At 45.1% G+C, this 22,199-nt stretch carries 19 protein-coding genes and 1 other RNA gene; 18 read left to right on the top strand and 2 right to left on the bottom strand.

The window, feature by feature from the left end; all coding sequences use genetic code 11:
- The first annotated feature begins 28 nt into the window (after positions 1 to 28).
- From G589_RS0105105 to G589_RS0105045, 13 genes are all read left to right on the top strand, one after another.
- Positions 29 to 1,138, top strand: a complete 1,110-nt coding sequence (locus tag G589_RS0105105) for a phosphate/phosphite/phosphonate ABC transporter substrate-binding protein (RefSeq protein WP_026519081.1) — start codon at positions 29 to 31, stop codon at positions 1,136 to 1,138.
- A 97-nt stretch (positions 1,139 to 1,235) separates the two neighbouring features.
- On the top strand, positions 1,236 to 2,009 hold the full coding sequence (gene phnC, locus G589_RS0105100; RefSeq protein WP_022767828.1) for a phosphonate ABC transporter ATP-binding protein: 774 nt from the start codon (positions 1,236 to 1,238) through the stop codon (positions 2,007 to 2,009).
- A 5-nt stretch (positions 2,010 to 2,014) separates the two neighbouring features.
- Positions 2,015 to 2,842, top strand: a complete 828-nt coding sequence (gene phnE / locus G589_RS0105095) for a phosphonate ABC transporter, permease protein PhnE (protein ID WP_022767827.1) — start codon at positions 2,015 to 2,017, stop codon at positions 2,840 to 2,842.
- Between the two features lie 16 nt (positions 2,843 to 2,858).
- A complete protein-coding gene (phnE, locus tag G589_RS0105090) occupies positions 2,859 to 3,668 on the top strand; it encodes a phosphonate ABC transporter, permease protein PhnE (RefSeq protein WP_026521325.1) in 810 nt (269 codons plus the stop codon).
- A gap of 3 nt (positions 3,669 to 3,671) precedes the next feature.
- Positions 3,672 to 5,204: a bifunctional metallophosphatase/5'-nucleotidase gene (locus G589_RS0105085; protein WP_026521324.1), complete on the top strand. Its 1,533-nt coding sequence runs from the start codon at positions 3,672 to 3,674 to the stop codon at positions 5,202 to 5,204.
- A 131-nt stretch (positions 5,205 to 5,335) separates the two neighbouring features.
- Positions 5,336 to 6,211: a methionyl aminopeptidase gene (locus G589_RS0105080; RefSeq protein ID WP_022767824.1), complete on the top strand. Its 876-nt coding sequence runs from the start codon at positions 5,336 to 5,338 to the stop codon at positions 6,209 to 6,211.
- A gap of 21 nt (positions 6,212 to 6,232) precedes the next feature.
- Entirely contained in the window at positions 6,233 to 8,275 is a 2,043-nt protein-coding gene (gene metG, locus G589_RS0105075; protein WP_026521323.1) for a methionine--tRNA ligase, read from the top strand.
- Positions 8,276 to 8,360: 85 nt separating this feature from the next.
- Positions 8,361 to 9,311 (top strand): alpha/beta fold hydrolase, encoded by a 951-nt coding sequence (locus G589_RS0105070; protein ID WP_022767822.1) that lies wholly within the window; start codon positions 8,361 to 8,363, stop codon positions 9,309 to 9,311.
- A gap of 52 nt (positions 9,312 to 9,363) precedes the next feature.
- Positions 9,364 to 9,786 (top strand): GNAT family N-acetyltransferase, encoded by a 423-nt coding sequence (locus tag G589_RS0105065; RefSeq protein WP_081668936.1) that lies wholly within the window; start codon positions 9,364 to 9,366, stop codon positions 9,784 to 9,786.
- Positions 9,787 to 9,808: 22 nt separating this feature from the next.
- Complete coding sequence (locus G589_RS20960; protein ID WP_051192195.1) at positions 9,809 to 10,615, top strand: YesL family protein; 807 nt, start codon at positions 9,809 to 9,811, stop codon at positions 10,613 to 10,615.
- Positions 10,616 to 10,617: 2 nt separating this feature from the next.
- Positions 10,618 to 12,060: a GGDEF domain-containing protein gene (locus tag G589_RS0105055; RefSeq protein WP_026521321.1), complete on the top strand. Its 1,443-nt coding sequence runs from the start codon at positions 10,618 to 10,620 to the stop codon at positions 12,058 to 12,060.
- Positions 12,061 to 12,266: 206 nt separating this feature from the next.
- Positions 12,267 to 13,376 (top strand): ABC transporter ATP-binding protein, encoded by a 1,110-nt coding sequence (locus G589_RS0105050; RefSeq protein ID WP_026521320.1) that lies wholly within the window; start codon positions 12,267 to 12,269, stop codon positions 13,374 to 13,376.
- Positions 13,377 to 13,501: 125 nt separating this feature from the next.
- Entirely contained in the window at positions 13,502 to 14,590 is a 1,089-nt protein-coding gene (locus G589_RS0105045; RefSeq protein WP_026521319.1) for a PucR family transcriptional regulator, read from the top strand.
- A gap of 83 nt (positions 14,591 to 14,673) precedes the next feature.
- Here the strand turns inward: G589_RS0105045 and ffs are convergent.
- Positions 14,674 to 14,849, bottom strand: an RNA gene (gene ffs, locus G589_RS21590) — signal recognition particle sRNA large type.
- A gap of 32 nt (positions 14,850 to 14,881) precedes the next feature.
- Positions 14,882 to 15,283, bottom strand: coding sequence for an RrF2 family transcriptional regulator (locus G589_RS0105040; RefSeq protein ID WP_022764778.1), 402 nt, complete (start codon positions 15,281 to 15,283; stop codon positions 14,882 to 14,884).
- A 94-nt stretch (positions 15,284 to 15,377) separates the two neighbouring features.
- On the opposite strand from G589_RS0105040, the gene tadA reads away from it, so the two are divergent.
- From tadA to G589_RS0105015, 5 genes are all read left to right on the top strand, one after another.
- The gene (gene tadA, locus G589_RS0105035; RefSeq protein ID WP_051192194.1) at positions 15,378 to 15,899 is read left to right on the top strand and encodes a tRNA adenosine(34) deaminase TadA; all 522 of its coding nucleotides are present in this window, start codon (positions 15,378 to 15,380) and stop codon (positions 15,897 to 15,899) included.
- Entirely contained in the window at positions 15,892 to 17,436 is a 1,545-nt protein-coding gene (locus G589_RS0105030) for an ABC transporter substrate-binding protein (protein WP_026521317.1), read from the top strand. Before tadA ends, G589_RS0105030 begins: the two co-directional genes overlap by 8 nt.
- A 96-nt stretch (positions 17,437 to 17,532) precedes the next feature.
- A complete protein-coding gene (locus G589_RS0105025; protein ID WP_026521316.1) occupies positions 17,533 to 19,824 on the top strand; it encodes a hydratase in 2,292 nt (763 codons plus the stop codon).
- A 16-nt stretch (positions 19,825 to 19,840) separates the two neighbouring features.
- Positions 19,841 to 21,370, top strand: a complete 1,530-nt coding sequence (locus tag G589_RS0105020; RefSeq protein ID WP_196811848.1) for a glycoside hydrolase family 9 protein — start codon at positions 19,841 to 19,843, stop codon at positions 21,368 to 21,370.
- A 27-nt stretch (positions 21,371 to 21,397) separates the two neighbouring features.
- The gene (locus G589_RS0105015; protein WP_026521314.1) at positions 21,398 to 22,192 is read left to right on the top strand and encodes an alpha/beta fold hydrolase; all 795 of its coding nucleotides are present in this window, start codon (positions 21,398 to 21,400) and stop codon (positions 22,190 to 22,192) included.
- The last annotated feature ends 7 nt before the right edge of the window (positions 22,193 to 22,199 follow it).

Below are 22,199 nucleotides of genomic sequence, written 5' to 3'. Positions count from 1 at the left end.
ATAACGCCTAAAATAGGCAGGAGGAATTATGAAGAGATTTTTCGCAATGATGATCGCAGGCATTTCATGTGTAACAATGCTTGCAGGATGCGGCAATTCTGCATCAACAGAGACAGCAGAGACACCTGCTGCAACAGAAACTGCAGAGACAACAGAGCAGACTGAGGCTACTGAGGTTGCTCCCGCTGCAGCAGAGAACGTAAAGGTTGACAAGCTTACAATCGGTTTTGTACCTTCACGTGACCCTGATGAGATCGTTACAGCTACAGAGCCACTTAAGGAGCTCCTTACAACAGAGCTTGCAGGACTTGGCTATGAAGTTGGCGAAGTTGACATTACAGTTGGAACCAGCTACGAGGCAGTAGGCGAGGGACTTTCAGCAGGTACTATCGATGTAGGTCTTATCCCCGGTGGTACATACGTACTTTACGAGGATGGCTGCGATGTTATCCTTACAGCAACAAGAGACGGTCTTTCAATAGAGAGCCCTGATGCTAAGACATGGAACGACAACAAGCCTACAGAGCCCACAGAGGAGCAGGTTACATTCTATCGTGGACTTATCATCGCAGGACCTTCAGAGGCTGGTCAGGCTATCGCTGAGAAGGTTAACAATGGCGAGGAAGTAACATGGGAGGACCTTGACGGTCTTAACTGGAGCGTTATGAACTCTTCATCTTCTGCTGGATATATTTATCCTTCACTCTGGCTTCAGGAGAACTATGAGAAGCACATCACAGACCTTACACACGCTGTACAGGCGGATTCTTATGGTAACGCTTTTGCAAGACTTGCTTCAGGCCAGATCGACGTTCTTTGCTGCTATGCAGATGCAAGACGTGACAACGAGGAGAAGTGGACAACAGAGTTTGGCAGAACTGCTTCTATCTGGGATGAGACAAACGTAATCGGTGTAACAGACGGTATCTACAACGATACAATAAGCGTAAGCAAGACATCAAAGGTTATGGATGATGCTTTCAAGGCTGCTGTAACACAGGCATTTATCAATATCGGAAACTCTGATGCAGGTAAGGAAGTTATCTCTATCTACAACCACAACGGTTATGTAGAGGCTAAGGCTGAGGACTACGAGTCAGAGAGAGCTGCTCAGGAACTCATCAAGTCAATGCAGTAATTGGCGCGGAGCAGAATTACATTGTTATTCATATTGGGGAGGACATTACGCCTCCCCAATTTTTTCGAGTTTTGAGTTTATATCAGGAGAAAAAGAAATGATCAAGTTTGAAAACGTAGGAAAAGTATACCCCAATGGTTTCGAGGGACTAAAGGATATCAACCTCGAGATTGATCAGGGAGAATTTGTTGCTATCATCGGTTTGTCCGGAGCCGGTAAGTCTACACTTATTCGTACCATCAACAGGATGCACGATGTAACCAGTGGTAAACTCACCGTGGATGGTGTTGATGTCATGAGTCTTTCCGGCAAGACTCTCAGGAGATTCAGAAGAAAGATAGGAATGATATTCCAGTCATTCAACTTGATCACACGTACTACTGTTATAAAGAACGTGCTCACAGCATTCGTTCCTGATATGCCATGGTACAGATCAGTATTTGGAATCTATACCAAGGAAGAGAAAGTAAAAGCCCTTGAGTGCCTTGATAAGGTTGGCATTCTTGATAAGGCCTTTGTTCGTGCTGACCAGCTCTCAGGTGGACAGCAGCAGAGAGTTGCCCTTGCAAGAACCCTTGCTCAGAACCCACAGATCATCCTTGCAGATGAGCCTGTTGCAGCCCTTGATCCTGTTACAGCCAATCAGGTTATGGGTGACTTCAAGAGGATCAATGAGGATATGAATATCACGATCCTTATCAATATTCACCACATCGACCTTGCTCTTAAGTATGCCAAGAGAGTCATCGGAATCAGAGAAGGTAAGATCGTATTTGATGGACCTGCCCAGGGAACACAGTGGGATGAGGTTCTTGATACCATTTATGTTGGAAAGGTTGACCGCGAAGGCAATTTACAGGAAGAGGGGTGATTTAGGTGAATCTTACTTTTTACGACAAGATTTTTAAGCCAAAAGAGTACGTCCTTCCTAACGGTAAAAAGGCCTACAAGAAGGCGTCAAGAGCACCTATCTACGTGATACTCGTCCTTGCAATGTGTGCTCTTTCGGTTAAGATTACCGGTTTTGATATGGAGGTCCTTGTTTCAAGGATTGGTCAGTTCTTCGTTATTTTGGGAGAGATGTTCCCACCAAAGACTGATTACATGCCCAAGATCTGGGAGCCTCTTTTTGACACAATAAAGATGTCACTTCTGGGATCTGTGGTAGGAGCTCTTTTGTCCGTACCATTTGCAATGCTGGCCAGCACCAATGTATGTCCCAGTAAGATCGTAGTTTCCGTGATGAGAGTTATGTTCTCTCTTATCAGAACACTCCCAACCATCGTAATCGCGTTGGTGGCAACTCTTGTTTTCGGACTTGGAACACTGGCAGGTACAGTTGCTATTGCAGTATTCTCCTTTGGTTATATAGGAAAGCTTACCTACGAGGAGATTGAGACTGTTGATATGGGAGCCTTTGAAGCCATGCAGGCCATGGGGGCCACAAGATCTGAGGCTTTCATCTCTGCTATCATTCCTCAGGTTCTTCCTTTCTATCTTTCAAACTGCCTCTTTAACTTTGAAGGTAACGTAAGATACGCAGCAGTTCTGGGATATGTAGGAGCCGGCGGTATCGGACTTATCCTCAATGAGAAGATCAGCTGGAGAGAGTATCCAAGCGTTGGAATGATCCTTCTGGCACTTTTTGTAACAGTCTTCATCATTGAGTCTGTCAGCCGTATGCTTCGTAAGAAGCTCGTCTGAAGGCGGAGGTAGATAAATGAATCAGAGAATACAACAGGCATATGATAAAAGACCCAAGGACTGGGTTTACAATTTGATAACTGCCGTAATAGTAGTTGGACTCCTTATTTGGAGTGGCAGCGCTGTTGAAACCAGCGGATCCACACAGGACGGAGGACAGATCGCCCTTAACGTTTTGTCCGGAATCTTCCATCCTGACCTTAGCTTTTTATTCGACTTTTCAACAAAGGGAGTTCCTTACCTGATGCTTGAGACCGTTTGTATCGCATTCCTTGGTACAATCGTGGGAGCTATCATTTCAATCCCGCTTGCATTCATCTCAGCATCAAACTTAACTCCTCTTCCGATAGCATTTGCAGGAAGACTTATCATCATGGCAGCGCGTACAATTCCGGCTTTCGTTTACGGACTTATGTTCATCCGTGTAACAGGCCCCGGAGCTTTCGCAGGTCTTCTTACCATGGGTGTGTGCTCCATCGGTATGATAAGCAAGATGTACATCGAGGCTATTGAAGATCTTGATACTCGTGTCATCGAGTCTTTGGATGCAGCAGGCTGTAACACCTGGCAGAAGATCCGCTACGGAATCCTTCCCCAGCTGATGCCTAACTTCGCATCAACAGCTATCTACAGGTTCGACATCAACCTTCGTGACGCTACAATCCTTGGTATGGTTGGCGCCGGCGGATTTGGTGCACCACTTATTTTCGCCATGAACTCCTACAGATGGAATGAGGCAGGAGCTCTTTTGGCAGGACTTATCGTTCTGATCCTTATCATCGAGTTCATCTCAACCAGGATCAGAGTAAAACTTACAAGAGGATAATATATGCGTATCATATTTACATCAGATACTCACGGAAGCTTATATCCGATAAACTATGCACAGAATCGCCCCGAGAACACGGGGCTTTTTTGTGTTGCTGCCCAAATTAACAAGGACGGAAATACTCTTGTCATCGACGGTGGCGACTCACTTCAGGGAACTCCGCTTATTTCCTATTATCTCGAGCACAGAGATGAATATGATTTTCATCCGATGGCAGAGGGCTTTAAGGAAATGGGTCTTGATTACTACACTCTGGGCAATCACGATTTCAATTTCGGGTATGATGCTATCCTTGATTATGTATCAGCCATGAAGGCAACACTTATCTGCGCCAACGTTGTGGATAAAAGAGGCGCTCTTGGCATTAGGAAAAACGTCATCCATGTTCTTGAAGACGGCACAAGAGTCGGAATAACCGGAGCAGTAACCGGATATGTTAATGTCTGGGAGCAGAAGGAAAACCTCTCTGAGCTCGAGGTAAAAGACCCTGTGGAAAGCCTAAGGCATGAGCTTGATGACCTTAAGGGAAAGTGCGACATTACAGTCTGCATCTATCACGGCGGGTTTGAAGAAGATCTTTTAACAGGAAAGAAGCTCTCGGAGACAAGGGAGAATGAAGCCTGCAGGATTGCAAGGGAACTGGATTTTGACATCCTCCTTACGGGTCATCAGCACATGCCGGTGGAGGGTGTTGTTATAGACGGAACCTACGGGGTTCAGCCACCTGACAAGGCAAGGAAATACTGTGAAGTAGAGGCTGTAAGAGGCGATGACGGATGGGACATCTCATCTGAGCTGGTTTCTGTTAAGGAGCCGGGAGAGGCTTATGAAAAGATAAAGTCAGAGCACGCCTTTATGGATGATCTGAGTCTTAAGCTGGATAAATGGCTGGATATACCCATCGGGTGCCTGGAAAAAGAGATTCTTCCTGAGGACAAACTCTATGCAGCACTCCACGGAAGCAAGGTGGCATCAATATTTAATCAGGTTGAGCTTGAATACACAGGTGCGGATTTCTCATGCACTTCATTGTCGAACGATCCCCTCGGACTTAAGAAGGAGATAACAGTCAGGGATGTGCTTGGAATCTACCAGTTTGCAAACACTGTTGAGGTCAAGGGCGTCACCAGGGCGGTATTAAAAGAGGCTTTGGAGAGATGCGCGGAGTACTTCGATTATAATAAGGAAACAGGAGAAGTCAGTATTTCCAAGGTGTTCCTTCAGCCTAAGGTTGAGCATTACAATTATGATTTCTATGGCGGACTTGAGTACGAGTTCGATCTGACAAGACCTGTCGGCGACAGGGTGGTTACCATGAGAAAGCTTGATGGAAGCGAACTTGTTGATGGCCAGCAGTATACGCTTGTTACCAGCAACTACAGGGCAACAGGTACCGGCGGATATGAGTGCATCGGAAACAGCCCTACGGTGAAGAGTTACTCAGATGAGATGCCGGATCTGCTTATTGATTTTATAAGAAGAAACAGTCCTGTCGGGGAGATTGTTAACAGTAAGTTCTCCTGCAGGATGTGAGTCAAACTGAAACGTCCCCACTGACTCAAAATGAGTCAACGGGGACGTTTCAGTTTGACTCATTCCCTTGACTCTAAAAGCTTTTGAAGGCATACTATATTTGTGTAACTATCGATAAAAGAAGGAAAATTATGTACAAAAGATTAGACAGAAACGACGTTTGCTGGTGTGGCAGCGGCAAGAAATACAAGAATTGCCACGCAGCATTTGATGACAAAATAATAAACTTCGAGCATCAGGGCATGATAGTACCCAGCAGAAACCTCTTCAAAACAGAGAAAGACATCGAGGGTATTAAGAAGAGTGCGGTCATCAACATGGCTGTGCTTGATGAGATTGGTGAGAAGATTCACGCAGGCATGTCCACACAGGAGATTGACGATATAGTCTACAATACCACCACCAAGATGGGCGGTATTCCGGCAGATCTCGGATATCAGGGATTTCCAAAGAGTGTGTGCACATCTATTAACGAGGAAGTATGTCACGGAATTCCTTCCGAGGACATCATTCTGAGAGAAGGGGACATAATAAACGTTGACTGTTCCACTATCCTTGACGGCTATTACTCGGATTCTTCACGAATGTTTTGCATCGGCGAAGTTTCTCCCGAGAAGAAGCGTCTCGTCGATGTGACCAAAGAGTGCCTTGAGGAAGGTCTTAAGGCAGTTATTCCATGGACACCTATTGGAGACATGGGTCATGCAGTTCATCAGCACGCTCTTAAGAACGGCTACACAGTAGTCAGAGAGATCGGTGGTCACGGCTGTGGCAACGATTTCCACGAAGAGCCCTGGGTAAGCTTTGTAAGTAAGCCCGGAACAGGAATGCTGATGGTACCCGGTATGGTATTTACCATTGAGCCTATGGTAAACATGGGTGGCGATGAGATTTTTGTTGATGAAGAAAATGACTGGACTGTCTATACAGCAGACCTTAAGCCCTCTGCACAGTGGGAGGTTGAGCTTTTGGTGACTGAGACAGGTTACGAGCTTTTATGCTGGTAATAAAATAGGAAGGTGATTAAAGTGCAAAAAAAAGGAAAATACTATATTACAACAGCGATTGCATATACATCAGGTAAGCCCCACATCGGAAACAGCTATGAGATCGTGCTTGCGGATGCTATTGCAAGATATAAGAGAAAAGACGGATTTGACGTATTCTTCCAGACAGGCTCTGATGAGCACGGCCAGAAGATCGAGACAAGAGCCATCGAGGCCGGCTGCAGCAGCCCCAAGGAATTTGTAGATCAGGTATCCGATACCATCAAGGGTCTTTGGAACCTCATGGACACATCCTATGACAAGTTCATCAGAACAACAGATGAGGACCATGTTAAGCAGGTTCAGAAAATCTTTAAGAAGTTCTATGACCAGGGCGATATTTACAAGGGCTCTTACAAGGGAATGTACTGTACAGAGTGTGAGGCTTTCTACACAGAGTCTCAGCTTGTTGACGGAAAGTGCCCTGAGTGTGGCGGACCTGTTCATCCTGCCGAAGAGGAAGCTTACTTCTTCAAGATGAGCAAATACGCTGACAAGCTTATTGAGCATATCAACACACATCCTGAGTTCATTCAGCCTGTAGCAAGAAAGAATGAGATGATGAACAACTTCCTTCTTCCCGGACTTCAGGATCTGTGCGTATCAAGAACCTCATTCAAGTGGGGAATTCCTGTAGACTTTGATGACAAGCATGTCGTTTATGTATGGCTTGATGCCCTTACCAACTACATCACAGGTATCGGCTACGATGCGGACGGAAACAGCTCAGACCTCTACAAGAAGTATTGGCCTGCAGACCTTCATCTTATCGGAAAAGACATTATCAGATTCCATACAATTTACTGGCCTATCTTCCTGATGGCCCTTGGTGAGCCACTTCCAAAGCAGATCTTTGGCCATCCATGGCTGTTACAGGGCGGCGAGAAGATGAGTAAGTCAAAGGGCAACGTTATCTATGCAGATGACCTTGTAAGCCTCTTTGGTGTTGATCCTGTAAGGTACTTTGTTCTTCACGAGATGCCTTTTGACAACGATGGTGTCATCACCTGGGAACTTTTGGTTGAGAGATTCAACTCAGACCTTGCTAATACCCTGGGCAATCTTGTTAACAGAACCATAGCAATGAGCAACAAGTACCTGGGTGGCGTTGTTGCTGACAAGGGTGTTGCAGAGGCTGTTGATGACGACCTCAAGGCAGTTGTTACATCCTGCTATGACAAAGTAGAAAAGAAGATGGATGAGCTTCGTGTTGCCGATGCTCTCACTGAGATATTTACTCTGTTCAAGAGATGCAATAAGTATATTGATGAGACTGAGCCATGGATCCTTGGTAAGGACGAGGCCAAGAAGGACAGACTCTCAACAGTTCTTTATAACCTTGTTGAGTCCATCTCCATCGGAGCAGCACTTCTTGATCCGTTTATGCCTGAGACAGCTCAGAAGATCAGAGAACAGCTCTCAGCTCCTGAGAGAGACTTTGATACACTGGGAGAATTCGGCAAGCTTCCAAACGGAACCAAAGTTTCTGAAGCTCCTGAGATGCTCTTTGCAAGAAAGGATTTAAAGGACATCCTTGAGAAGGCAGCAGAGATCACAAGAAAGCAGAAGGCTGATTTTGAGGAGTCACAGAAGAAGGCAGCCATCAACCTTGCTAAGGCAGGTCTTGCTCCTGCACCTGTAGAGAAGCCTCAAGAGGAGAGCGGCGATGAGAAGGCGCCTATCGATATCCCTGCCAAGGACGAGATCTCTTTTGACCAGTTTGGTGCAATGCAGTTCCAGGTTGGCGAGATCATTAAGTGCGAAGCGGTTGAGAATTCCAAGAAGCTCCTCTGCTCACAGGTTAAGATCGGAAGCCAGGTTAAGCAGATCGTTTCAGGTATCAGAAAGTATTACTCACCTGAAGAGATGGTCGGCAAGAAGGTAATGGTTTTGGTAAACCTTAAGCCTGCCAAGCTTGCTGGAGTCCTTTCAGAGGGTATGCTCCTTTGCGCAGAAGATGCAGAAGGAAATCTCTCACTGATGACACCTGAGAAGGATATGCCGGCCGGCGCTGAGATATGCTGAAAATAAGCAATTTGTAAGACCATAGCGTAACAATCTGTAGTATTATATATATATATAATCATTTCTTATTGGGGAGGAATTCCAAATGGTACGCAAAGAGGAACTGACTTACAAATCACGAGACAGACAAACTATGCTTCATGCTATTAGATGGATTCCGGAGGGCGAACCTGTTGCCATTTTGCAGATAATCCACGGAATGCAGGAATACATCGACCGCTATGATGAGTTTGCTAACTTCCTGGCTGAGAAAGGAATTCTTGTAATCGGTAACGATCACCTTGGACACGGCGGTTCTGTCGGAGAAAGAGGAACACTTGGTTACTTCTGCAAGAACGACCCTGCAACAGTTCTGGTTCGTGATGCACACAGACTTAAGAAGATGACCCAGGAAGATTACCCGGGAGTTCCATGCTTTATCCTTGGACACAGCTTTGGCTCATTTGTAGCCAGAGAGTACATCACAAGATACGGAACAGGTATCAAGGGTGCGATCATTCAGGGAACAGCCTACATGCCAAGCGGAACAGTTAAGAGCCTTGGCGGCCTTGTTAACTTCCTCCAGGTAGTTATGGGCGAGAAGTATCGCAGCACCATGGTAAACAACATGGCATTCAAGGGCTACCTCAAGAAGATTCCTAACCCAAGAACTCAGCAGGACTGGCTCTCTCACAACGAAGCCAGCGTTGATAAATACGTTGCCGATCCGGCATGTAACTTTGTATTTACATTAAACGGATTCAAGACAATGGCTGAGCTCCTTAAGAGAATTCAGGACACTGACAAGATGGAAGATATTCCTAAGGATCTTCCTATCCTCATCACTGCAGGTAAAGAGGACCCTGTCGGAAATTATGGCGAGGGACCTGAGAAACTCTACAATATCTACAAGAACGATCTCCAGATCAAGAACGTTGAGCTTAAGCTTTACGACGGAATGCGTCATGAGCTTCAGCAGGAGATAGGCAGAGAACAGGTATTTGCAGATCAGTATGAGTGGATCAAGAAAGTAGCAGGCAGTGGATCAGGTAATTGATACATCAAAAATAATGGTAAGGTGTGCTTACCATTCTGATTGGGACGGGGCGATGAAGCTTGCATGGGATACCTTTGTAAGGTTCGACGCCCCTGACTATTCTCAGGAAGGAATTGAGAATTTCTACAAATTCGTCAATGATGATATGCTGAGAAAAATGTTCGTGGCGGGCCATTATCAGCTTTTTGTAGCCGTGGACAATGACAAATATGTAGGTATGCTTTCTTTGCGTGAAAAGAAGCATATCTCTCTTTTGTTTGTGGATGAGAGATACCACAAGCATGGTGTGGCCAGTGCCCTTCTTGCCTTTGTCTGCAGATATGCAGTCACAGAGGAGGGGATAGACAGACTGACTGTCAACGCATCGCCCTATGCGGTGGAGTTTTACCATAAAAAGGGCTTTAAAGACTTACAGGGCGAAACTGTTGCCGATGGCATAAGGTTTACGCCGATGGAACTACTACTTAAGAATTAAAACGGAAAAGGGTAATTTAGTAATGGGAAAGTTTTTTGATCTGGACAGTCCTCTTATCAGGGGATTAAACAAGTTTGCGGATGTTATGTGGCTCAATATTCTGGTTTTGATTTTTTCGATTCCGCTAATCGTACAGCAGTATCTTATGTTGGGAGCTATTCTTTTTGATGAACAGGCAGCAACTTCTCAGGGAGTAGTTTTTAGCTACGTGTTCTGGGCATGGCTGGTTGGCATTGTTGTTTCAATCCCCATTGGTCCCGCGCTTACAGCGATGCATTTTGTACTGCTTAAGATAGTGAGGGAAGAGGAAAGTTATATTACAAAGACCTTTTTCAAGTCTTTTAAAGAGAACTTTGTTCAGAGTATGATCCTTCAGATAATCCAGTTTGCAGCCGGTGGGATAATCGTAATCGATTTTCTTCTTATGAGAGGCCAGAGCCCGGTGCTTAAATATGTGACTATGGCGGTGGGAATTATCTTGTACTTGGCATCGCTTTATATATATCCTCTTCAGTCCAAGTTTGTAAACAAGATTACCGGAACCATTAAGAATGCATTCCTGGTTTCAATCATGGCGCTTCCCAGAACCTTTGCTATGGCAATCGTAACGCTGCTTCCGTTTTTGTTCCTATATTTCTTTGAGATGAAGGTAGTGCCGATCCTTATCCTTGTGGGTATCGCAGGTCCGGCATACCTCTGCGCAGCACTTTACAATGACACGTTCAAAAAGTTTGAGCCCAAGGAAGAGACCTTAACAGAAGAGCAGGAGCTTGAAAACGCAATAAAGAAGATCGACGGCGAAGAAGAGGGTACTGACGAAGAGAGGTAAGTATGAAGAGATCTCATCTGAGATGGCTGATTCCGATTGTTTTGTACTTTATAGCAGTGGCTGTTATCCTGAGCATGTACAGAGGTATTATCTACAAGCGCGCAGCTTCAGCCAAGCTTACGGAAATGGCCCTTACCATTGGAGAAGATGTTCGTGATAGGGATATTGTTATGAGCGAAGCGATGTCGGCCATGACCATGTCCGGCAAAGCCATGTCCCTTTATGTCATGAACTACAATGATAATCAGATACAAACTCTTCTTAAAGACATTGTTGATGGTACTGAATTGACAAATGCCCTTGTTTGCGATGATGAAGGCAAGGGCTATGATTATTTGGGAAAAGACATCCAGATTGGATCCGAGGAGTATTTTTCGATAATAAATTCCGAGTATTCCAAAGGCGGAACAGGGATGGTGCTTCCTGACAGAAGCGAAAATGCAAGGAACACCGAGTGCCTTATTGTTTCCGGCATCAGATTTTCAAACAGAGAACGTGGCTATCTGGTGGCCACACTTCCGATTGATACACTTGCCAATCAGCTGTTCAGAGAACAGTATATTATGGACAAAGTAGCCGTTGTAACTATAAACGGAGATATCCTGGCTGATGGCAGGGGTAAAAGAGCTGATGATTTCAGCGAATCGACATCTTTTTGGGAGCAACTTCCTCCCGGCATTTCAAAAGATACAATTAAACTCAGTATTTCACAAAAGAACATTTACATGGGACCGGTACAGGACTATGGATATGTTTTTGTGATACCTTTTGCATCGGCAGGCGGTGGTGCAGTGGTTTTTGTCAGGGAAAGTGCGATGGAAGCCATGACAAGAGAAACCATGGACTATTACGGAGCTGAGGCCTTCAGGCTGCTTCTTGCATCTGCCTGTCTTATTGCATTTGTACTGCTATCACATTTTTTAAGCGACCTTATTGAGAAGCGCATCAGGAAAAAGAGATATGAAACTCATGATAAGGATGAACTGACCGGTCTTTTGAACAGAGAATCGGCCATGGTTGAGATAAAAAAATATACAGAAGCGGAAGTGGGCAAAAGAGGTATTCTGTTTTTGCTTGAGCTTAGTGACGTCAAAGAAACCAGGGAGAAGAAAGGAGATGCTTTTGCTGATGAGAAGCTCAAGGAATTTGCCAGTTCTTTGGACGGTAGATTCAGATCAACCGATATTGTCGCAAGGTTTGAAGATGATAAGTTCCTGGTCTTTTTGAAAGACATCTATGATCAGAAGGATATCAGAAAGCAGACCGATGAGATGCAGCTTTTCTTACACGACACCAGATTTATCGATGCGGATAAGGAAATTACCGTAAATGCAGGGGCTGCAATCTATCCGGACAACGGAAGAAATGTGCCGGATGTAGTGATCTCAGCAAAGAATGCTCTTGATAGATCAAAGGTTGTAGGAAAGGGAGTATTATCTTTCTGAGAATAAAGCAATATACAAATTGCACAGTGATATTTTCTTTTCTTCGTCAACATTTCGAACAATGGTGTCAATTCAGATTTTTCTTGGCAGATTGGCTAAGGAAAAATAAAATATTTGTGAAATTGGTGAATAGCCAATAAACAATGGGGAATATATACTTTCTTACATAGGCAAAAAGCTTTATACAAATAGGAGGATTAATTGGTATGGCAAGTTTATCACTTGAGCATGTAACTAAAGTTTATCCTAACGGTTTCGAGGCTGTTAAAGATTTCAACCTTAATATCGAGGATAAAGAATTTATCATTTTCGTAGGACCTTCAGGATGTGGAAAGTCTACTACACTTCGTATGATCGCTGGACTTGAGGATATCTCTTCAGGAACACTTAAGATTGGTGACAGAGTAGTTAACGACGTAGAGCCTAAGGACAGAGATATCGCCATGGTATTCCAGAACTACGCTCTGTATCCACACATGACTGTATATGATAACATGGCATTCGGTCTTAAGCTTCGTAAGGTTCCTAAGGCAGAGATCGACAAGATGGTTAGAGATGCTGCTAAGATCCTTGATCTTGAGAAGCTCCTTGATCGTAAGCCTAAGGCTCTTTCAGGTGGACAGAGACAGCGTGTTGCTATGGGACGTGCTATCGTTCGTAACCCTAAGGTATTCCTTATGGACGAGCCTCTTTCAAACCTTGATGCTAAGCTCCGTGTACAGATGAGAACAGAGATCGCTAAGCTTCACCAGAGACTTGGCACAACAATCATCTACGTAACACATGACCAGACAGAGGCTATGACTCTTGGAACAAGAATCGTAGTTATGAAGGATGGTGTTGTTCAGCAGGTAGATACACCTCAGAACCTCTATGACAAGCCAGGCAACCTCTTCGTTGCTGGATTCATGGGATCACCTCAGATGAACTTCCTTGATGCAGAAGTAGAAGTAAACGGCGACAAGGCTTCCCTCAAGATCGCCGGACAGTCAATCGAGCTTCCACCTGCAAAGGCTAAGAAGGTTATCGATGGTGGCTACGCTGGAAAGACCGTTACATTCGGTATCCGTCCTGAGGATGTTGATGATTCAGAGATGGTTGTTAGCACATCTAAGGCTGTATTCGAGTCAACAATCAACGTATACGAGCTTCTTGGTGCAGAAGTTTATCTGTACTTCGATCTCGCTGAGTTCCCTATCACAGCAAGAGTTGATTCTCGTACAACAGCAAGACCTGGCGACAAGGTTAAGTTTGCATTTGATGTTGAGAAGATCCATATCTTTGATAAGGAAACAGAGCTCACAATCACAAACTAATATGAAGTTTTTAAGAGCTGCGCTTTTGGCGCAGCTCTTTTTTATGCACCCGTTTTGTGAATTGAGCAAATGCGTGTTATACTCAGAATATAGAGGGTTTTTCACTGTTGAAAGGGGTTATAAGTATGATTTCTTCACAGATTATTAAAAGCAGTATTGAGGAACTTAGCGCCATTACTAAGGTTGAGCTTTGTGTAATGGATTTAAACGGCTCAGAAGTTGCATCTACCAGCGACAGAGATTTTCTGGATGTTTCGATAGTGACGAGTTTTGCCCATTCACCTGTTGATTCCCAGGTAATAGGAGACGTCCATCTTTTCAAGATCCTTGATGAGACAGAGCCTGCATATGTACTTCTTGCAAAGGGCGATTCCGAGCACGCCTATATGGTGGGAAAGATCGGTGTAAGCCAGCTCCAGAGCCTTATTGTGGCCTATAAAGAAAAGTTTGACAGGAACAACTTTTTCCAGAATCTGCTTTTGGACAATATGCTCCTGATCGACGTATATAACAGAGCAAGAAAGCTCAAGATCGAAGTAAATGCTCCAAGGGTTATCATTTTGGTAGAGACAGGAAACGCCAGGGATAACACTGCTCAAGAGCTTTTGGGCGGAATGTTCGGAACTCACTCGGGAGACTTTGTTACCGCAGTTGACGAAAACAGCGTCATCCTGATAAAGACCCTTCAGAAGAACCAGAACTATGATGATGTTCAGAAAATTTCCACAACCATTGTGGATATGATGAATACAGAGGCCATGCTCAACGTGCGCGTATCCTATGGCGCGATCGTTGAAGAGCTTAAAGACTTAAGTAAGTCCTTTAAGGAAGCCAAGATGGCACTTGAAGTCGGCAGGATCTTCTATGCTGAAAAGAGAGTTAATGCCTATAACACACTTGGAATAGGAAGACTTATCTATCAGCTTCCCGAGAGTCTCTGCAAACTCTTTATAGATGAGATTTTCGGTGGACGCGAGGTTCCCGAGGAAATTGATGAAGAGACTTTAAATACCGTAAATATGTTCTTTGAGAATAACCTCAACGTGTCCGAGACTTCCAGACAGCTCTTTGTACACAGAAATACTCTCGTCTACAGAATTGAGAAGCTTGAAAAGAGCTGTGGACTTGATGTGAGAAAATTCGATGATGCGCTGACATTCAAGATTGCAATGATGGTTGTCAGCTACATGAGATATTTAGAGAGCAAGAAATAAATTAAGAGGTAGTCAGACCCACCTTACGGTGGGTTTGACACGTTCACACTAGCCTCGAAAAGACCTCGGCAAGTGTTCTCAGCCGGTCCTGTAAAGGATGCATGTACGTTTACTCCCGGCCTAAGTAGGCGACCTTACAACACATGAAAGGTTCTACTTAGTGCTGCTTCGTTCCCGACCTGACACGGTTCGCAGATTTCCATTGCATAAGACCCGCTTAGGCACGGAAGGACTGCTACATACACCCTTTACAAAACCGCTATACTAATATACTTATTTTTCAGTCTAATGTCAAATCAAATCCTGCAAGGTAAAGCTGTCAACATATTCGTTGATGACTTTATCAAGACCTCTCCAGAAGGATACAGTGGAGCAGCTCTCTGACATGGGACAGGTGGTGCCCTTTATGTCCGCAGTGCATCCCACCGGAGCCAGCTGGCCTTCCATCGTTCGCAGGATATCACCTATAACATATTCACTGGGAGCCTTGGCAAGTCTATGGCCTCCGCTTACTCCTCGCATACTTTCAACATAGCCTGCTTTTCCCAGGACAGAGACAATCTGTTCTGTGTATTTTACAGCTATGTTCTGGCGAGCAGCTATATCTTTTAACGCAATATATTCTCCGTCGTTGTGGAGTGCAAGATCAGTCATTACCTTTAAGGCGTATCTGCCTTTTGTGGATATCTTCATTGTGTACCTCAGTTAAAAAACATATAATAAATGTGAAGTCGTAAAAACATAATAGCAAAAAGATTTGGGAATTTCTACCATTTTAGTATGATTTATGAATAGAGTTTCGTTAACAGAAGAAGAGAAAAAAGATATTAAATATATGAAGGCTGCCCTGGCTCAGGCAAAAAAGGCATATGCGCTGGGGGAAGTGCCAATAGGCTGTGTAATTGTCTATGAGGACAAGATAATAGGAAGAGGATACAACAGGAGAAACACTGACAAAACGCCTCTTGCCCATGCTGAGATAACAGCCATCAAAAAGGCCGGCAAATTTATGAAGGACTGGAGGCTGGAAGGGTGTAAACTCTATGTTACCTTAGAACCCTGCCAGATGTGCTCCGGAGCCATAGTTCAGGCCAGGATCCCGGAAGTTATCATGGCTGCTGAGAATCCCAAGGCCGGATGCGCCGGATCTGTCATGGATATTTTGAATAACCCTGAGTTTAACCATCAGGTCAAGGTTAAAAAAGGCGTTTTGAAGGAAGAGTGCAGCGCTCTTTTAAAAGAATTTTTCGTGGAACTGAGAGCAAGGAATAAGGCTGAAAAAGAGCAGAAAGGTAACACCTGTGAGTAAGAGAATTGTAGCGATTCTACTTGTCATAACGATGCTGGGGCTTGTTGCCTGCGGAGCAGAGGAAAAAGGTCACTATCTGCACAGTAAGGCAGCAGATGAAATTGACTTTGGAGAAGATCCCGTCACCATCACCTATCTGACCATCGGTGATAAGCCGACAAACGGAAGAACCGAAGAGTGCATAGAGAAGCTGAACAAGATACTTGTCAAAAGACTTAACGCTAAGCTGGATATCTTTTACGTCAGTTGGAATGACTATCTTAGAAATTATAACAGAGCCGTGAGTTCCGAGGATATATCCATTGATCTTGTTGCGACGGGAACTGACTGGCTTGATGCCTGGCCCAACATAATAAACGGAAATTTCATGCCTCTTTCTGAGGACATGCTGAGAGAATACTGTGGAATCACCTACACCAATGTCACAAAGTCACAGTGGCAGGATGGCAGCTATGACGGAAACATCTATTTAATCCCGGAAAACGAATATACCCAGTGGACCAATCATGGCTTTGTTTATCGAAAAGACCTTGCTGAGGAAGCGGGGCTTTCTGAAGTGGCTTCCTGGGATGATCTTGATACATACTTCAGGAGTGTTGTGGCCAATCATCCGGATATGATTCCATGGGATAACAACGGAAACAGTGGCATAGCTACTTTGGGATATCTCATGTCAACCAAAAGATATGTGCCTATCTACGAGCTTACCACCTACGGAATATGGGGAGAAGACCTTGATCACAAGGGCAAGATCATTTCTCCTTACTACACCGGAAATGAACTTATAGAATATGCAAGGCTCATGAAAGAGTGGAATGAGCTTGGAGTATGGAGACAAAATCTTACACTGGCAGGTGATAATGAGGAGGAGTTTTACAGAGGAGAGACTTCTGTAATACAGCATCACACTCAGAACTACTATACGATAATAGAACCATCCATGAGGCTTTCAATGCCCGAGGTGAAGCTGGGATTCTACTGGTTTGGCAGGGAGAGCGGAACACTGATGAGGGTCAGCAATCTCCACGGTGCAATGGCTGTTTCAGCAAGGTCCAAGAATCCTGAGAGAGCGCTGATGGTCTACGATATGCTAAGAAACGACGAGGAGTGTTACAGGCTTCTAAGGTTCGGTATAGAGGGCGTTCAATACGAACTGACTCCGGATGGAAGACTTGAAAAGCCAAGTGGCTATAACGAGAGTAAGGACGGTATCGTGACGAATTTCTGGTGGGGCAGAAGAGATGAGTATGAGATCCCGGATTCAAATTACTCGTGGGATGAATATTACTCTCTTGTGGACAGCTATGAGCATGTGGCTGTTGATTATCCCTGGGATGGAGTACCTTTTTCAACACCTCAGATAAATGCGCAGCTGGGACCGATCGTGGAAGTATTTGATAAGTATATTCCGCAGCTTGCAACGGGTCAGTACAGTGAATCACCGGAAAAGAAAGTCGCGGAATTCAGGGAAGAGCTTATGAAAGTCGGCTTTGAGAGGATAACCGGTCAGATCCAGAGAATTTATAACGCACAGTAAAAAACATCCTACACAGTCCCCGGGATTAATGATAAAATGGTGGCTATGGATAATTGTATACATGTATAGCGGATTAAAAGGTTAGGAGGAATCGCGATGGTAACCACACTGGATAAGGGATGCTACCTTGTAAACGGAAGCACTGTTATTCCTGATGACAACGAAGCTAAGGCTGCACTGGCCTCTATGGGCGTTACAGACGACGAGATCGGAAACGCCAAGAAGAGCACAATTGCTTACGGAATTTTAAAAGAGCACAACACATCTGACAATATGGACAAGCTCTGCATCAAGTTTGATAAGCTTGCTTCCCACGATATCACTTATGTTGGTATTATTCAGACTGCCAGGGCATCAGGCCTTGAGAAGTTCCCCATTCCTTATGTGCTTACCAACTGCCACAATTCACTTTGTGCAGTAGGCGGTACTATCAATGAGGACGACCATGTCTTTGGTCTTACAGCAGCTCAGAAGTACGGCGGAGTTTACGTACCACCTCATCAGGCTGTCATTCATCAGTATGCGAGAGAGATGATGGCAACCGGCGGCGGAATGATCCTTGGATCAGACTCCCACACCAGATACGGTGCCCTTGGTACAATGGCTATCGGTGAAGGCGGACCTGAGCTTGTTAAGCAGCTTCTTTGCCAGACCTATGATGTTGATATGCCCGGAGTTGTTGCTATTTACCTTGAGGGTGCGCCCAAGAAGGGAGTAGGTCCTCAGGACGTTGCTCTTGCCATTATCGGTAAGGTATTCGGAGACGGATATGTTAAGAATAAAGTTATGGAATTCGTAGGACCCGGTGTCAAGAACCTCAGCGCAGATTTCCGTATCGGCGTAGATGTTATGACCACTGAGACCACATGTCTTACATCTATCTGGGAAACTGATGATGAGATAAAAGAGTTCTATGACATCCATGGAAGAAGCGGCGATTATAAGGAACTTAAGCCCGGCAAGGTTGCATATTACGACGGACTTGTTAAGGTTGATCTTGATTCACTTAATCCTATGATAGCTATGCCTTTCCATCCAAGTAATGTATATGAGATAGCTGAGGTCAATGCCAATGCTGCCGATATCTTAGCTGACGTTGAGAAGAGAGCCAAGGTAAGCTTTGGCGATAAGATAGAGTATTCACTGATGAACAAGATCAAGAACGGCAAGCTCATGGTTGATCAGGGAATCATCGCAGGCTGTGCCGGCGGCGGATTTGAGAATATCTGTGCTGCAGCTGACATTCTTAAGGGACACTTCATCGGAAATGACAAGTTCACCTTGAGTGTATATCCTGCATCAACACCTATCTACATGGAGATCGTCAAGAACGGAGCAGCAGCTACTATTCTTGAGACCGGTGCAATCCTTAAGACAGCCTTCTGCGGACCTTGCTTTGGCGCAGGAGATACACCTGCCAACAACGCCTTCAGTATCAGGCACTCCACAAGAAACTTCCCGAACAGAGAAGGTTCTAAGGTTCAGAACGGACAGGTTGCTTCCGTTGCACTTATGGATGCACGTTCAATCGCAGCAACAGCAGCTAATCAGGGCGTTCTTACTCCCGCAACTGAGTTTGACGGAGAGCTTAATAAGTACAAATATCACTTTGACAGTGCTATTTATAAGAACAGAGTATTTGATTCACAGGGTAAGGCAGATCCATCAGTTGAACTGGTTCTTGGTCCGAACATCAAGGACTGGCCCAAGATGAGTGCGCTTCCTGAGAACCTTGTGCTCAGGGTTGTATCAGAGATCCATGATCCCGTTACAACAACAGATGAGCTCATCCCTTCAGGTGAGACTTCATCCTACAGATCCAATCCTCTTGGTCTTGCAGAGTTTACACTCTCAAGAAAGGATCCTAATTATGTAGGCCTTGCAAAAGAGATCAGGGCAGCCCAGGAAGCACTGACAGAGGGCGGAGATCCAATCAGCGCATGGGGCGAACTTAAGGGCGTAATGGATGCGATCACAGGGCAGTTCCCCGATGTCAACAATTCAAACCTTGGCTTTGGATCAACTATCTTTGCTGTTAAACCGGGTGACGGTTCAGCAAGAGAACAGGCTGCATCCTGCCAGAAGGTACTTGGAGGCTGGGCTAACGTGGCCAACGAATACGCCACAAAGCGTTACAGATCAAACCTTATAAACTGGGGTATGCTTCCATTCATCATCAAGGAAGGCGAGCTGCCATTTAAGAATAAGGATTACATCTTCCTTCCGGGCATCAGAACAGCAGTAGCCGAAAAGAGCGATGACATCAAGGCCTTTGCTGTAAAGGATGGTAAGCTCGAGGAGTTCTCATTAAAGCTTGGAAATCTCACAGATGATGAGAGGCAGATAATCCTCGACGGTTGTCTTATAAACTTCAACCGCGTACAATAATAGTATGAAAAAAGTAGTGACATCATTATTAACAATGACAATCTTGGGAAGCGTCGCAGGCTGCGGCGCTTCTTCTGCTGAAATGACAACGGAGGTTTCTGAAGTCTCGGGCAGTGCCACTTCTTTAGTAGACTACGAAGCCCCGCAGCAGATTCCCGGAGTAATGGTGGACCAGGTGGGATATAGCCTGGGATCGGAGAAGGCAGTTGTTTTCAGGGGAGAAGACCTGCCAAAGACCTTCGGGGTCTATGAACTTGAGAGCGGCAAAAAGGTCTTTTCCGGAGAGATATTAAAGTCTGTATATAACGAAGAGCTTGATGAGTATGACAGTCTGGGGTATTTTACTGATCTGAAGGAAGAGGGTAATTACTTTGTCAGTACGGATGTGGTGGGAGAGTCATACTCTTTTACCATAGAAGAAAATGTCTTTAAGGATGTATTCGATAAAGCCTGCAAGAAGTATTACATTAACAGATGCGGAATCGCGCTTTCTGAGAACTATGCCGGGGATAATACCCACAGCGCCTGTCACACACAGCCGGCGCATCTTCAAGAGGACCCTTCGACAGAGATTGATGTCACCGGCGGCTGGCACATGGATGAGTCGGCAGGAAGAGATACAGCCCTTGGAAGCAACATTGCAGAGAATCTTCTTCTTGCTTTTGAGATGAATCCCACTGCCTTTACTGATGAGGTGGGGATTCCCGAGAGCGGAAATGGGATTCCCGATATTCTCGACGAAGTTAAGTACGAAGTGGATTGGCTCCTAAAGATGCAGGATTCAAGGACGGGAGGCGAGTATGCAGCTGCGCTCACGGACCCGGTCAGAGGAGGAGAGGCCATCAATACGCCGGTAATTGTGACGCCTGTGTCCATGGAAGCTACGATTTCTTTTGCCTCAATGATGGCGAGATTCAGTTATACCTATCAGCAGTATGATGCGGAGTTTGCCACAACCTGCTTAAAGGCTGCAGACAGGGCGTACAGCTGCTATTTAAACAACCAGAAAGCCTTGGACAACACAGCTGCATTTAAGGCAGCAGCACAGCTCTACAGAGCTACGGGGGCAGAAGCTTACAACGAAGTTTTAAATGCATATTTCCAGAGCGATGATTTCCTCGAGCTCTTTGCCACAGATGACAACGTGTTTATCGGAGGTGTGACGTATCTGTCCATCAATCATGCTGTTGATGTGGAGGAGTGCAGGATTCTTATGAAGGCTCTGATGAAGAAGTCTGAGAAGATTGCATCACGGGCATCGAAGTCCACCTATCTGGTGACGGACCTTGGAAATAAGGATAACTTTGATAAGATGCTCAGGGACATGATGTGCCTTACCATTACGGACCACATTATTTACAACTATGAGTACACCACGATAATCGAGGATCATGCGCATTTTCTTATGGGCAGAAACCCCGATGCCATCAACTACGTGACAACGGATACAGAGAGGACATACCAGGAAGCCGGAAAGGCTGGAATTGCAGTAGATCCCAGGAGCGACTCGATGCTGATTTTTATGCTGAGTGTACTGGAAAAGTAACGCCACTGGTGTTAATATGGATGGGTCATGAATACAACAATTAATGGATTAAATATCAACTACATAGATGAGGGAAACGGACCACTTCTTATAATGCTTCACGGCTGGGGCTCCAACATTGAGCTCTTTAAGGGTGTTATCAATTTTGCCAAGAAGAAGTACCATGTTGTAGCCATGGATATGCCCGGCTTTGGTAAGAGTGATGAGCCGGCAGAGTCCATGAATGTGGATGATTATGTGGACTTTGTTCTGGAGTTTATTAAGACTCTTTACCCTGATGAGAAAGAGATCATCTTCCTTGGACACTCCATGGGAGGAAGGATCATCATCAAGCTCGCATCGGGACTTAAGGACGGAAGGCTCAGCGCTGGATTTACGATTCCCAAGATTGTCCTTACTGATGCTGCCGGAGTTAAGCCGGTTAAGACAGAGGGTCAGAACAAGAGAACAAAGAGATATAAGTTTTATAAGAATATCCTGACCAAGACCGGAATTGCCAAGGCTTTCCCGGGAACAATCGATGCTCTTCAGAAGAAATTCGGAAGTGCGGACTACGCAGCAGCATCTCCCGTCATGAGGCAGAGCCTTGTAAAGGTAGTAAACGAGGATCTGGTTCCCTATATGCCGTCGGTAACAATGCCGGCGCTTCTGATCTGGGGAGATAAGGATACAGCAACTCCTTTGTCCGACGGACAGAAGATGGAAAAAGAGATGCCCGAAGCAGGCCTTGCTGTTATTGAAGGTGCCGGACACTATTCATTCCTTGATAACCCGTATCTTTTCTACAAGATCCTTGGAAGCTTCCTTGGAATCGAAATGTAAGGAGCAG

Origin of the sequence: Butyrivibrio sp. VCB2001 (genome assembly GCF_000423965.1) — a bacterium.
Classification (GTDB): domain Bacteria; phylum Bacillota; class Clostridia; order Lachnospirales; family Lachnospiraceae; genus Butyrivibrio.
The sequence above is the reverse complement of the archived record's forward strand: the minus strand, read 5'-3'. Positions and strand labels throughout refer to the sequence as shown.